This is a genomic window from Methylocaldum gracile (assembly GCF_053646815.1).
In genome coordinates, this window is the sequence record NZ_CM132196.1 from 3,683,713 (window position 1) to 3,697,765 (window position 14,053).

General features: G+C 56.1%; 13 protein-coding genes and 1 CRISPR repeat array (1 of these 14 cut by a window edge). Of the genes, 10 read left to right on the forward strand and 3 right to left on the reverse strand.

Annotated elements, in window-relative coordinates; translation table 11 throughout:
• Positions 1-66: 66 nt before the first annotated feature.
• Both groL and groES read right to left on the reverse strand, forming a co-directional pair.
• Positions 67-1,704: a chaperonin GroEL gene (groL, locus tag ACWJJK_RS16300; protein ID WP_077731146.1), complete on the reverse strand. Its 1,638-nt coding sequence runs from the start codon at positions 1,702-1,704 to the stop codon at positions 67-69.
• Positions 1,705-1,746: 42 nt separating this feature from the next.
• Entirely contained in the window at positions 1,747-2,037 is a 291-nt protein-coding gene (groES, locus tag ACWJJK_RS16305) for a co-chaperone GroES (protein WP_077731211.1), read from the reverse strand.
• A 211-nt stretch (positions 2,038-2,248) separates the two neighbouring features.
• Between groES and ACWJJK_RS16310 the strand changes: the two genes are divergently transcribed.
• Positions 2,249-3,217, forward strand: coding sequence for a helix-turn-helix transcriptional regulator (locus tag ACWJJK_RS16310; protein ID WP_077731145.1), 969 nt, complete (start codon positions 2,249-2,251; stop codon positions 3,215-3,217).
• A gap of 41 nt (positions 3,218-3,258) precedes the next feature.
• On the opposite strand, the gene ACWJJK_RS16315 is transcribed toward ACWJJK_RS16310, so the two are convergent.
• Complete coding sequence (locus ACWJJK_RS16315; protein ID WP_086135268.1) at positions 3,259-3,444, reverse strand: hypothetical protein; 186 nt, start codon at positions 3,442-3,444, stop codon at positions 3,259-3,261.
• 146 nt (positions 3,445-3,590) lie between these two features.
• Between ACWJJK_RS16315 and ACWJJK_RS16320 the strand changes: the two genes are divergently transcribed.
• The 9 genes from ACWJJK_RS16320 (at position 3,591) to cas2 (ending at position 12,247) form a co-directional block, all read left to right on the forward strand.
• Positions 3,591-3,887, forward strand: coding sequence for a type II toxin-antitoxin system Phd/YefM family antitoxin (locus ACWJJK_RS16320; RefSeq protein ID WP_077731143.1), 297 nt, complete (start codon positions 3,591-3,593; stop codon positions 3,885-3,887).
• Positions 3,884-4,306: a type II toxin-antitoxin system VapC family toxin gene (locus ACWJJK_RS16325; protein WP_077731142.1), complete on the forward strand. Its 423-nt coding sequence runs from the start codon at positions 3,884-3,886 to the stop codon at positions 4,304-4,306. The genes ACWJJK_RS16320 and ACWJJK_RS16325 overlap by 4 nt, the downstream gene beginning before the upstream one ends.
• A gap of 77 nt (positions 4,307-4,383) precedes the next feature.
• Entirely contained in the window at positions 4,384-6,681 is a 2,298-nt protein-coding gene (locus ACWJJK_RS16330; RefSeq protein ID WP_168183891.1) for a CRISPR-associated endonuclease Cas3'', read from the forward strand.
• 100 nt (positions 6,682-6,781) lie between these two features.
• Entirely contained in the window at positions 6,782-7,519 is a 738-nt protein-coding gene (gene cas5c / locus ACWJJK_RS16335) for a type I-C CRISPR-associated protein Cas5c (protein ID WP_086135266.1), read from the forward strand.
• On the forward strand, positions 7,512-9,260 hold the full coding sequence (gene cas8c, locus ACWJJK_RS16340) for a type I-C CRISPR-associated protein Cas8c/Csd1 (RefSeq protein WP_086135264.1): 1,749 nt from the start codon (positions 7,512-7,514) through the stop codon (positions 9,258-9,260). The genes cas5c and cas8c overlap by 8 nt, the downstream gene beginning before the upstream one ends.
• A 24-nt stretch (positions 9,261-9,284) precedes the next feature.
• The gene (gene cas7c, locus ACWJJK_RS16345) at positions 9,285-10,280 is read left to right on the forward strand and encodes a type I-C CRISPR-associated protein Cas7/Csd2 (RefSeq protein ID WP_086135262.1); all 996 of its coding nucleotides are present in this window, start codon (positions 9,285-9,287) and stop codon (positions 10,278-10,280) included.
• Positions 10,277-10,918, forward strand: a complete 642-nt coding sequence (cas4, locus tag ACWJJK_RS16350) for a CRISPR-associated protein Cas4 (protein ID WP_077731137.1) — start codon at positions 10,277-10,279, stop codon at positions 10,916-10,918. The genes cas7c and cas4 overlap by 4 nt, the downstream gene beginning before the upstream one ends.
• Entirely contained in the window at positions 10,915-11,949 is a 1,035-nt protein-coding gene (gene cas1c, locus ACWJJK_RS16355; RefSeq protein ID WP_077731136.1) for a type I-C CRISPR-associated endonuclease Cas1c, read from the forward strand. The genes cas4 and cas1c overlap by 4 nt, the downstream gene beginning before the upstream one ends.
• A gap of 7 nt (positions 11,950-11,956) precedes the next feature.
• Positions 11,957-12,247, forward strand: a complete 291-nt coding sequence (gene cas2, locus ACWJJK_RS16360) for a CRISPR-associated endonuclease Cas2 (RefSeq protein ID WP_077731135.1) — start codon at positions 11,957-11,959, stop codon at positions 12,245-12,247.
• A 190-nt stretch (positions 12,248-12,437) separates the two neighbouring features.
• Positions 12,438-14,053: a CRISPR direct-repeat array (repeat unit 37 nt; unit sequence GTATCTCCCGGCTTAATAGCCGGGAGTGGATTGAAAC); it runs 1,088 nt beyond the window's last position.

Genomic DNA, 14,053 nt, shown 5'->3' on the forward strand with positions numbered 1-14,053 from the left:
AAATGCTTCAAAAAAAAGCCCCATCCGAAGATGGGGCTTTTTTACACTTAAATGATCGGTCGGCGATTACATCATGTCGCCCATGCCGCCCATTCCACCCATGCCTGCCGGCATCGGAGTCTCTTCCTTCGGCTCTTCGGCAACCATTGCCTCAGTGGTGATCATGAGACCCGCCACGGAACCGGCGTTCTGCAGCGCGGTACGGGTCACTTTCGCCGGGTCCAGAATGCCCATGGCGACCATATCGCCGAATTCGCCGGTTGCTGCGTTGTAGCCGAAATTTCCGGAACCCTCGGCTACCTTGTTCAGAACCACGGACGACTCGTCGCCGGCATTGGCCACGATCTGGCGCAGCGGCTCTTCCATCGCGCGGCGGGCGATGCTGATGCCGACATCCTGATCGTGGTTTACGCCTTTCAGATCCTTGATCTTTTGCAGAGCGCGGACCAGAGCCACGCCGCCGCCCGGCACGATGCCTTCTTCAACCGCAGCGCGGGTCGCGTGCAACGCGTCTTCCACGCGGGCTTTCTTCTCCTTCATCTCGACTTCGGTGGCCGCGCCGACCTTGATCACTGCCACACCGCCGGCCAACTTCGCCAAGCGCTCTTGCAGCTTTTCTCTATCGTAGTCCGACGTGGTCTCTTCGATCTGCTTACGGATCTGGGTGATACGGCCCTGGATTCTTTCCTTAGCGCCGGCGCCATCGATGATGGTGGTTTCTTCCTTGCTGATCTGAACCTTCTTGGCATTGCCCAAATCGTTCAGACTCGCTTTCTCCAGGCTCAGACCCACTTCTTCGGAAATTACGGTGCCGCCCGTCAGGATAGCGATGTCTTCCAACATGGCTTTACGGCGATCGCCGAAACCGGGCGCTTTAACGGCGCAAACCTTGATGATGCCGCGCATGTTGTTGACGACCAAGGTCGCCAGCGCTTCGCCTTCGACATCTTCCGCGATGATCAGCAGCGGACGACCGGCTTTAGCGACGCCTTCGAGTACCGGCAGCATGTCGCGGATATTGGAAATCTTTTTCTCGCAGATGAGGATCAGCGGGTTTTCCAGCTCGGCGCTCATGCTTTGCTGATTGTTGATGAAGTACGGCGACAAATAGCCGCGGTCGAACTGCATACCTTCGACGACATCCAGGCTGTTTTCAAGGCCCGAACCTTCCTCGACCGTGATCACGCCTTCCTTGCCCACCTTGTCCATCGCTTCGGCAATGATCTTGCCGATGCTCTCGTCTGAGTTGGCGGAAATGGTGCCGACTTGAGCGATCGCGTTGCTGTCGGTGCAGGGAACGGACATTTCGTGGATAGCGTCGACGGCGGCGGTGACCGCCTTGTCGATACCGCGTTTCAGATCCATAGGATTCATGCCGGCGGCCACGGCCTTCAGGCCCTCGACCAGAATCGATTGCGCCAGAACGGTGGCGGTGGTGGTGCCGTCGCCCGCGACATCGGAAGTCTGAGACGCGACTTCCTTCACCATCTGAGCGCCCATGTTTTCGAACTTGTCGGAGAGCTCGATATCTTTCGCCACGGATACGCCGTCCTTGGTGACGGTCGGCGCGCCGAAACTCTTTTCGAGCACCACATTGCGGCCTTTCGGACCCAAGGTCACTTTCACCGCCTGTGCCAGAATATTGACCCCGCGAACCATGCGGATCCGCGCGTCATCACCGAATCTTACGTCTTTCGCTGCCATTACGATTTACCTTCGTTGGTTGATGTTGAATTCCGGGCGTGCTCAGTCTTCGAGCACAGCCATGATGTCGTCTTCGCGCATGACAAGGATATCCTCGCCATCGAGTTTCACCTCGGTGCCGGAATATTTGCCGAACAGCACCTTGTCGCCCGCTTTGACTTGCAGCGCGCGCACTTGCCCGTTATCCAGAGTCTTGCCGTTACCCACCGCAAGAACTTCACCGCGCATCGGTTTTTCCGCAGCCGTATCCGGAATCACGATTCCGCCCGGCGAAGTCCGCTCCTCTTCGAGGCGCCTCACGATAACACGGTCATTCAAAGGACGAATTTTCATCATACTCTCCTGTTCCTACTGATGATGTATTGACTGACGAGCGGTCGACCAGACCCTAGCTTTGTTAGCACTCGACTAAAACGAGTGCTAATCATAGCCGTCGAATATTTCATGTCAAGATCAACGCTCCCCCACCACATGTGGAAGAGCTGCGCGAATCCGCGTTTTTCCTGGGTTAAGATTCGTGCGCAACCAGCTTCGAGAAAAGAACATGGACCGCACCGAACGCTTCTACAAAATCGATCAACTGATCCGCGACCGGGAAAACGTCTCTCAAAAGGCGTTTCTTGAAGAATTGGGTATATCGGCAGCCACTTTCAAGCGTGATATCGAATATATGCGTAGTCGATTCAACGCGCCGATCGTTTGGGACCGAAAAACCCGCGGCTACCGCTTCGGGCCCCATGGCGGCGATGCGGCCTACGAGCTGCCCGGCCTTTGGTTCAACGCCTCGGAAATTCACGCTCTTCTCACCATGCGCCAACTGCTCGCAGACCTTCAGCCCGGACTGCTCGAACCGCATATCCAGCCGCTGCTCGCTCGCCTCAATGCCCTGCTCGGCGCCGGCGATCACGAGTGGCAGGAAGTCGAAAAACGGGTCCGGGTGTTCCATGTCGCACGGCGAACGGTGGATCTACAGCATTTCGAAGTGGTTGCGACGGCTCTGCTCAGACGCCGCCGGCTGCGAATTGTCCATTACAACCGCAGCACCGATGAAACATCCGAACGCACGGTGTCGCCGCAGCGCCTGATCCACTACCGCGAAAACTGGTATTTGGACGCCTGGTGCCATCTCCGTGAAGCGATCCGAAGCTTCGCCGTGGATGCGCTCCGCTCCGCATCGGCGCTCAACGAACCCGCCGTAGACATCCCGGACGAAGAGCTGGATCGAGAACTGGCATCCGGTTACGGCATCTTCTCCGGCGCCGAAATCCACTGGGCGGAATTGCGTTTTACGCCCGAACGCGCGCGCTGGGTCAGCCATGAAATCTGGCATCCCAAGCAAAAGACCCGGTTCGAGCCGGACGGCAGTTACACCCTCGAAATCCCCTACGCCGACGACCGCGAACTGATCATGGACATCCTCAAGCATGGCGCGGACGTCGAAATCCTCGCTCCCGAATCGCTCAGGAGCAAACTGCAAGAAACGGTTCGGGCAATGGCGGCCCGCTACGAATAAAAATTTTTACCGATAGAGTTAGTGGCTCACGCCCTGAGCGACTACCTGTCGTAGAGTATCTCCGTCGTTACACCCATCGGAGATACGATCATGTTCAACGTCTTCTCTTCCATCCGCAAAATCCGGAACGCTCGGGCTTCTGCAAGCTCCGCCACCAGCCATCCCGCCTGTCCTTTACAGCCGAGCCCGTTATCCCGCCAAACGCCGGATGCTTCGGCGCGCGTCAACTACGATATTCCGACGTACATCCGACGCGGTATCAAACTCAGCAGCTTGAACTAAGAAACAAGCACGGAACGGCACGATAAATACCAAGCCGAGAATTCGATACAATGACCATATTAACTGGTCATATAGTATCGAGGTATCAATCATGGAAATCACCGCAGCGGAATTCAAAGCCAAATGTTTGAAACTGATGGACGAGGTCAGCAAAACCCATGAGCCCGTCGTCATCACCAAGCGAGGCAAACCGATTGCCAAACTGGTACCGATCGAAGAACCGTCGGAAACCCAATTCGGTTACATGAAAGGCACGGTCACCGTTCTGGGCGATGTCGTTTCCCCTATCGACGAACCCTGGAGCGCGTTAACGGGCGACGAGGATGATCTCTACCGTGATCTCGCGCCGGGTGGACAACCCAACGATGGATGCCGGGCAAATAAATGAACGGACTGTTGCTGGATACCCACGCGTGGCTTTGGTACGCGGAAGGCAATTCCGAGCGCTTGCCGGCGGATGCGGTCGCACATATCGAAGCCATGCGCCGACAGTCGAGACTATTCGTTTCCACGATTTCCATTTGGGAAATCGGCATGTTGCAGAACAAACGCAGACTTACGCTCTCGGCGGCGTTCAATGTTTGGGTCGAGCACGCAACGGCTCTACCGGGGCTTCGATCACTGCCTCTGGATGCCGAAAGCGCGGTGGAAAGCACCCAGCTTCCCGGATCGATCCACGGCGATCCCGCTGATCGTTTTCTTATCGCTATTGCGCGAGTCAAGGGGCTGCATCTGATGACCGCCGACGAGAAGATCGCCGAGTATGCGCGGGAAGGTTATCTCAAAGTTTTCGGTTTGGCGGGCTGAAGGAAATCACATTGCCCGAAGACGATGTAAAAGGCCCAAATCCCTTATTGGAGTCCATGTAAATGTATGGAGGTGCGGTGATCTACTATGCACACAGCGATAACAAGGCCGGATCCAAGCATCCACTAGCAGAGCATTTGCGGGACGTTTCGAAACTCGCAGGAAAATTCGCGGAAGCTTCCAGCTTCGCGGACGAAGCCGGCCTTGCCGGGCTCTTGCACGACCTCGGGAAATATGGCGATCGGTTTCAGGCACGGCTTGAAGGAAAGGACCATGGACTGGATCACTGGTCGATAGGTGCTTGGCTGGCGCTACAAAAGGACTATCAAGCCGTCGCTGCGGCGCTGGCGATTCAAGGTCATCACATTGGCCTGCAATACTTGCGCGGGTCCGAGTTGGCGAAACTAAACCCGACCAAGCTCGTTCAAAGCCATCCCCAACAACTCAGTTTGAGTGAAACGGATCTGGCAACCCTCAAATCACGCCTCCTCGCCGACGGTCTGACTCCGGCAAAGCCCGAGAAAACTGTCTGTGGAACGGAAATCAGATCGGGCTTCGATCTTATGCTCGACATTCGCCTGCTGTTCTCCGCCCTGGTCGATGCCGATTTCCTCGACACCGAAGCACATTTCCAAGGCGGACCGGACGGCAAGCGCCACCGGCCGGACGGGCCGAAGTTGCAAGCTAGCGATGCGCTGGAAATTCTGCTGGCCCATATCGACAAACTCGGCCGCAGTTCGAAGGCCGATCCCGGAGTGGCAAAAGTCCGACAATGGCTGCGCGACGACTGCCTGAGCGCCGCGGAACATCCGCCGGGGCTATTCACACTGACGGCACCGACCGGCAGCGGAAAAACCCTCGCCATGCTCGCCTTCGCCCTGGCGCATGCTGCGAAATACGAATTACGACGGGTGGTCGTCGTCATCCCGTATCTCTCGATCATCGAACAGACGGCTGCCATTTACCGAAGTCTGTTCGAACCGCACTTCGGTACCGACTATGTCTTGGAACATCACTCGCTGGCCGGTTTGGGGAAGGAAGAGTGCGAGTCCGATGCGGAGGGGGAATTTGGTGACTCCGACGAACGCCGACGGCGACAACTCTCGGAGAACTGGGATGCGCCGATCATCGTTACGACCAGCGTGCAGATGTTGGAATCATTGTTTTCGAACCGGCCGTCCGCCTGCCGCAAGCTTCACCGCCTGCCCCGGTCCGTGATTCTGTTTGACGAGGTCCAAACGCTGCCCGCGCCGCTGGCAGTACCGACGCTGGCGACGCTTACTCACTTGGCTCACGCCCATAAGAGCAGCGTCGTGTTCGCGACGGCAACGCAGCCGGCGTTCGAGCATTTGCACGCCCATGTTCGAACGCATGCGCCAGCGGACTGGCAGCCTCAAAAAGTCGTTCCGGCACCGGAGCGCCTATTTACACCGATGCAGCGAGTTAAAAGAATATGGGCTGATCCAAGCCAGCCCGTAGTTTGGCCGGAATTGGCCGAGCAAATCCGTGAAAAACAGCAAATCCTGTGCATCGTCAATCTCAAGCGTCACGCGCGTAAGCTTTGGGAAGAGTTCGACGATCCGAATACCTTTCACCTTTCCACAAATCTTTGCCCTGCGCACCGGCAAGTGTTGTTGGCGGATATCCGTGAACGGCTTGCCACGGATAAACCAGTACGCCTGATCGCCACCCAATGCGTGGAAGCCGGTGTGGACCTGGACTTCCCATCGGTTTTTCGCGCTTATGGCCCGCTCGAAGCTATCATCCAAGCTGAAGGCCGTTGCAACCGAGAGGGAAGACTCGTCGATTTGGGAGAGCTGCGGATATTCATGCCCGAAGACGAAAACTATCCACCGGGCGGTTACCGCCAAGCTGCGCAAATCACCAAGATGCTGTTACAGCGGTTCGGGCCGGAAGGCATGACATTGGATAACCCCGATTTCATCACGGCCTACTATCGGGAGCTTTACGACATCGGAAAACCGGAGGCTTCGAAAAAAACGGAGGAACTCCTCCAATATGTCCGGGAAGGCTCCTTTCCGGATGTTGCTCGCACTTACCGCCTGATCGAACAGGATGCCATTAACGTAATAGTGCCCTACCAGGGAGAAATGGCCTTGTTCGAAGAACTCCTCCGGATGGCGGAAGAAACCGGATTAACCGGAGAGTTCATCAGAAAGGCACGACCGCTCGCTGTCAGCCTGTTTCGCCCCGAATCTGGTAGCCCGGTATGGGACAGTCTGTTGGAAGTTCAGACTCTGAAAAAAGGGCGACGGGGGCGACAAGAAGAATGGTATATCGCCGCGAAATCCGAGCACTATCATCCGCAATTGGGTTTCATGCCGCCGGAAAGCTTGAATTTGTGGATTGCATGAACCATGCGATTAAATCAGTCATCAGCCGCCGAATAAGACTCACTACTACAATTGATCGAGTGCATTGCTCGTTCGAATTATGACAAAGGGGGGATTACTCATGCGTGGACAAACGCACTGCTTGGAAGTGTGGGGCGATTTCGCTTGCTTCACCAGGCCGGAAATGAAGGTCGAGCGCTTCAGTTACCCCGTCATTACGCCGTCCGCCGCCCGCGGCATCTTCGACGCGATTTATTTCAAACGGAGTTACGGGTTCTACTGGCAAATAGAGCGGGTAGAAGTTTTGGCATTTCCGAAATACGTCGCTCTGCGCCGCAATGAAGTAAAAGACAAAGCTCCCAGCGAACGCACGCTGTGGGCATGGATGGAACGAAGAGAGGAACCCGAACCATTGTGGGCGGACGGCGATCGGGACTCCCTCGGCACCGATCAGAAAGGGCGCACACAAAGGCAAACCATGGCGCTTCAAGACGTGCGCTACCAGATTCACGCCCATATTCGGTTACGACACGAAACCCACGACATTCGCGAACTCGACGAACAATTCGCCCGCCGTGCACGAACCGGCAAATGCTTTTACCAGCCCTATTTCGGCTGCCGCGAATTCCCGGCTTATTTCGAACCCGTCGACGAGACCTCTCCGCGGAAACCAGCAATCGGCCTCGATTTGGATTTGGGTTGGATGCTGTATGACGTATTCGACTTGAATCTTGCCAACGATTCTTTCGGAAAACCCTCCATCAGCGTATTCCACGCTCGAATGTCACGCGGAGTGATCGAAATTCCGCCCTATAACAGTTCCGAAGTCCGTAAGAACGAGGAAGCCGGACATGCTTGATTCGGTTCTTAAGCAAGCCGGTAACTCCGAGCCAGGCTTTTCCGAAAAGACCGTCAAATGGCTGATTACCTGCACGAGCGAAGGGCAATTTACCGGGCTGGTCTCTTTAGGCGAAGGCAGAGGCCGTACATTTTCTTCCTGCCCGAATCTGACCCAACCCGAATTGGTCGGCGGCGGTGAGGTACGCAGTCATTTCCTGATCGAAGGACTCCCTACTGTCGCTCTGTATCTTGATCCGAAAGCCGACGAAAAAGAGAAAGCCAAGTTCGAAGCAAAGCACGCGTATTTCATTCATCTACTTAAGCAGGCCGCGGAGCATGCGCCGTATTTGACTGTTGCGGCGAGCCTTCTAGAAAATCCCGAGGCGCTGGCAGCAATTCGGGAAGAACTGCGCGGAGCTAAAGCCAAGTTCACCGAAACCGCAACGCTGCGTATCGACTCCATCACTCCCTTAGAACGAGACGAATGGCGGAACTGGTGGCGGACATTCCGCTCGGGCCTACGAACCGCAAAAGGTAGAAAAGCATCGCCGATGCGCTGTCTCGTTACCGGGGAACTGATCGAGCCAGCCCCTACTCATCCCAAAATCAGCGGCTTGGCAAGCGTAGGGGGTCTCCCTGCCGGTGACGTCCTGGTGGGTTTCGACAAAGCCGCATTTCAATCCTACGGACTGGATCAATCGGCCAACGCCGCCATGTCCGAGGAAATCGCAACGGCCTACACGGAAACCCTCAAACAGCTCATCGCCAAAAAGAGCGTCAAACTCGCCAACACTCTTGCCGTCTATTGGTACACCGAGACTCCCGAACTACCTGATGAAGAGAATCCGCTCAGCTGGATAACCGAAGCACCGGAACTGACCGCCGCAGGCGCCGAAGCCCTGGCCCGCGATCTGCTAGAAGCCATCCGCGAGGGCAAGCGCCCCGACCTTGCCAACAATCGTTATGTCGCCCTGATGCTATCCGGCCAAGCCGGCAGAGTCATGGTGCGGGACGTAATGCAGGGCTGTTTCGAGGAGCTTACTGAGCGTGTTGGTAATTGGTTCGATGACTTGGCCATCGTTACCCGCGATGGCAAAAGTGTGGCCAAATCGCCCAAGTTTCTCGCTGTAGCCGGAAGCTTGGTCCGCGATCTCAAGGATTTACCTTCGCCCTGGCTCCAACAGCTTTGGCGAGCGGCGATAACCGGCGCGCCGATTCCAACCTTCGCTTTGGCGCAAGCGGTTCTGCGCGCCCGCATCGACGTCATCAACCACAACCTCGCATCCCATCCCCGCATGGGTCTCTTGAAAGCCTTTCACATCCGACAAGGAGATCGAGCCATGAGCGCATATTTGAATCCGGAACATCCAAACTCCGCCTATCACTGCGGCCGTTTGCTGGCCGTCTTCGCTAGACTGCAACGAGCCGCTCTGGGCGATGTCGGCGCCGGTGTCGTGCAACGCTACTACACGGCCGCCAGCCAAACGCCGGGACTGGTATTGGGACGATTGGCCGCGAACGCCAAAAATCATTTAAGCAAGCTGGAGGGAGGCTTGGCGTGGTGGTACGAAAACCAGATCGCCGACGTAATGAGCCGGATTCGCGACCAAATTCCAGGCACCTTGACCTTGGAAAATCAAAGCCTGTTCGCCCTCGGTTATTACCAGCAGCTCGCCGCATTGAATGCCGGCAAAGGCAATGGCAATAGAAATTCAGGCATAGAGACTGATCAAAGCACTTCACCCGAATCACAAGACTAACAACAACGACAAGGATCACGGACTATGGCTATCGTAAACCGTTACGAATTCCTGTTTCTGTTCGACTGCGAAAACGGCAACCCCAACGGCGACCCGGATGCGGGCAATGCGCCCAGGATCGATCCCGAAGATATGCGAGGACTGGTTTCGGATGTCGCTTTGAAACGGCGGGTGCGGAACTATGTACAGATAGCGCGAAATAACCAGATGCCCAACGCCATTCTGGTGGAGCATGCCACCAATATGAACCGGCCGATACTTAAGGCGCATGAAGAAACCGGGGGTATCCCGGAAAAAGGAGCGTCCAAGAAAAAGGTCGGCGAAGCTAGGAAATGGATGTGCCAAAGCTTTTTCGACGTACGCACATTCGGCGCCGTAATGAGCACCGGCGCTAACGCTGGTCAGGTACGCGGCCCGGTCCAATTCACTTTCGCCCGATCGCTCGACCCGGTCCTGCCGCTGGATATTTCCATTACGCGCATGGCCGTTGCCGAGGACGTCAAAGGCGCAAAAACGTCGGCGGAATTTCAGCAGTGGGAGGAAGAACAGCCCGAAGACAAACTCCGCACCATGGGCCGCAAAAACCTGATTCCCTATGGTCTCTATGCTGCCAAGGGTTTCATCAGCGCCAATCTAGCCCAAGATACAGGCTTCGGCGACGACGATTTGGCCTTGTTTTGGGAGGCGCTCGCCAATATGTACGACCATGACCGTTCCGCCAGCAAGGGTTTTATGTCGTGTCGCGGCCTTTACGTGTTCAAGCATGTCGGCACCGATTCGAATCTGGAACAGCGCAAACGCCAAGCGATGCTCGGTTGCGCTCCCGCTCACAAGCTGCTGGATATTGGCAGGACCCCGGAGGAAGGCAAAGTAATCGAGATTTGGCTGAAGAAACAACTTGAGACGGCATCGCCCCGTCGCTTCAACGATTACGAAATCAATGTCCGCGCAGATAGGATCCCCGCCGGTGTAGAACTCTGGATGTGGGACGCTGAACGCGGGGCGTTGGTCAAGCAATGACCGACACAAAACCACCTGATCTCATCCCCCTCTCCGCTCTCAACCAATACGCCTATTGCGCGCGGCGCTGCTTCCTCATTCACGGTGAGGGCGAGTTCACGGACAACGTGCATACCGTGAGCGGATCGCGGGAACACGAACGGGTCGATAACGCCGGCTATGAACACAAAGCCGATGTCCGGGTCGAGTATGCGGTACCCGTTTGGTCGGATCGCTTGGGGCTGACCGGGAAATGCGACGTACTGGAGTTTCGAGATGACGGAACGATTTATCCCGTGGAATACAAGCACGGTCCCAAACGGCGCTGGCTAAACGATGACCTGCAGCTCGCAGCTCAAGCCATGTGCGTGGAAGAAATAACCGGCAAACTCGCGCCCAAGGGAGCGATCTTTCACCAAAAATCGCGACGACGGCGCGAAGTGATTATCGACGATTCCCTTCGCTCGCTGGTGAAAGAGACGGCCTCAGCAATTCGCTCGATGCTTGCCGCAGGCGTCAGCCCACCTCCTATCGAGGACTCACGGCGTTGCGGGGAATGCTCTCTCAAGACGATATGCGAACCGGAGCTTCTGCGGGCGGTTGCCCATGTATCGAAATTGGCAGCCGGTCTGTTCCAGCCTGAAGAGGACGCCGTATGACCGTTCTTCTCAACACCCTTTACATCACCACGCCGGATGCATACTTGCGCCTCGAAGGCGAAACCGTGTGTGTGATGATCGAAGAGGAAAAACGGCTACAGGTACCGCTGCATCATTTGGGAGCCTTCGTGCTGTTCGATCATGTAATGCTGAGCCCGGCACTGCTGGGGCGCTGCGCGGAGGATGGCCGCTCCATCGTTTGGCTGGACCGGTCGGGACGCTTCAAGGCACGGCTCGAAGGCCCGGTCAACGGCAACGTGCTGCTGCGCCAGGCCCAGTATCGGGCGGCCGACGACGAGTCGCAAACGCTGGCAATCGCCCGCGCCACCGTCGCCGGCAAGCTGCGCAACAGCCGCCAGGTGCTCATGCGGGGTGCACGGGAAACCGACAGCCCGCCGGAGCGGGACGCACTGGTTCAGGCGGCGCGTCTCATCGCCAATCAGATCCGCAAGATCCCCCAAGCGGACAATCTCGACACGTTGCGGGGGCTCGAAGGCGATTCCGCGCGCATTTACTTCGATGCCCTGCCCTATCTGATGAAGCCGTCGGCCCGCGAAGCTTTTCCTTTCTCGACCCGAAACCGCCGCCCGCCGCGAGACCGCTTCAATGCTCTGATCTCGTTTCTCTACGCCTTGAAGCTGGCCGACTGCCGATCGGCGCTGGAAACGGTCGGGCTCGATCCGCAACTGGGATTCCTTCACGCGGTTCGGCCGGGGCGTCCGGCACTGGCGCTCGATTTGTTGGAGGAATTCCGCGCGCCCCTGTGCGATCGGCTCGCGCTGACCCTGATCAATCGCGGCCAGATTCAACCCAAGGATTTCGACGAACGGGAAGGCGGTGCGGTGCTGCTCAACGACAGCGGCCGGAAGACCGTGATCGCCGCGTATCAAACCCGCAAGCAGGAAACCTTGAAGCATCCGGTGCTGGATGCCGAGGTATCCATCGGTCTCTTGGCGCAATTGCAGGCGAGGCTGTTGGCCCGCTATCTACGCGGCGATATCCCGCACTACGTTCCCTTCCTGAACCGCTGAGGTAAACATGTTGCTTCTGGTCAGTTACGACGTCTCGACCGAAACCTCGGAAGGCCGCCGACGGCTCCGGCGAGTCGCCAAGGTCTGCCTCAACTACGGTCAGCGTGTGCAAAAATCGGTGTTCGAGTGCAAGGTCGAGCCGATGCAACTGGAAATCTTGAAGAACGACCTGCTGGACATCATCAATGAAGAGGAAGACAGCTTGCGGATTTACCGCATCGTAGAGCCGCTTGAAAAAAACGTCATGGAATTCGGCAAGTTCAAGGCGGTCGACTTTACGGATACCTTGATCGTATGAGTGCTCTGCCGATGCGCGAACTGGAAGCAATGGCAAAATGCCGGGACATTCGCGCAGACCATAAACTTATGACTTTATTCCCTTTCGTTGCCAAGAATTCAAAATTTCTTCCGGCTTTGACACTCCCGGTCCTCCCGTTCGCGCTTTCCTGCCGTTTTTTCCTGATTTATTCTTGCTTTGCCGAAAGGCTGTATCTCCCGGCTTAATAGCCGGGAGTGGATTGAAACCCAATTGCCGCCGCCTTTCTTGGTGACTATCTCGTGTATCTCCCGGCTTAATAGCCGGGAGTGGATTGAAACTCGTCAACACTTGGAACGTATGCCGCGGACAGAGCGTATCTCCCGGCTTAATAGCCGGGAGTGGATTGAAACGAGAAGATACCGGGCGCTTAGGGTTTCCATCCAGGTGTATCTCCCGGCTTAATAGCCGGGAGTGGATTGAAACTCCGGGTACCGATTCCGCTATTCCCTCCATTATCTCGTATCTCCCGGCTTAATAGCCGGGAGTGGATTGAAACCTATCCTAAGCCGCTAATTCTTCGCTGCAAAAACTCTGTATCTCCCGGCTTAATAGCCGGGAGTGGATTGAAACTTGGAGAGGACCTCGACCGCTTGCACCGGCTGGGCGGTATCTCCCGGCTTAATAGCCGGGAGTGGATTGAAACCGATCCGGGTAGGAACCTGCAACGGCTCAGCGCCGTATCTCCCGGCTTAATAGCCGGGAGTGGATTGAAACGGCATGGTGTTGCTTGAGCTGCTCGGCCTTGGCCGTATCTCCCGGCTTAATAGCCGGGAGTGGATTGAAACACCTTTTGGGAGGCCCTAACGATTATCGCCCGTTGGTATCTCCCGGCTTAATAGCCGGGAGTGGATTGAAACCTGGTGGGCCTTGCCGAGCTTCCGGCTGTTGCGGTATCTCCCGGCTTAATAGCCGGGAGTGGATTGAAACTCGGGCAGGGTCAACGGCGTGGTGAGATTTACCCGGTATCTCCCGGCTTAATAGCCGGGAGTGGATTGAAACTGACAATGAAACCCTTACCGTTACCCAGTACCGGACGTATCTCCCGGCTTAATAGCCGGGAGTGGATTGAAACAATGGCAATATTACCCATTGACTATCAATCTCATGTATCTCCCGGCTTAATAGCCGGGAGTGGATTGAAACCAAAACCTTGCTAACAATCGCAGTTGGGAACGGCGGTATCTCCCGGCTTAATAGCCGGGAGTGGATTGAAACACTGGTTTATGCTATCTCGGCAAAAACCGATCGAGTATCTCCCGGCTTAATAGCCGGGAGTGGATTGAAACTTTCCGGTTCGGGCAACGCTTTGATAACCGGCGCGGTATCTCCCGGCTTAATAGCCGGGAGTGGATTGAAACATTACGGCGTGTTCCAACATCATCCACACGAAAAAAGTATCTCCCGGCTTAATAGCCGGGAGTGGATTGAAACATGAGCAAAATCTATCTCGACAAAGACGTTTTGACAGGTATCTCCCGGCTTAATAGCCGGGAGTGGATTGAAACTTCAAGATCAAGCCGTGATTTTTCAAGCTCGGCGCGTATCTCCCGGCTTAATAGCCGGGAGTGGATTGAAACGAGTCAAGTCCCGGCAAATTCCATCGCTATTGGCTGGTATCTCCCGGCTTAATAGCCGGGAGTGGATTGAAACTCCAAATCAATTTTGAATGCTTAGTGTTTAAGTGCGTATCTCCCGGCTTAATAGCCGGGAGTGGATTGAAACACTTGCGCATCGTCGGAATGGATAGATTTTCCGAAGTATCTCCCGGCTTAATAGCCGGGAGTG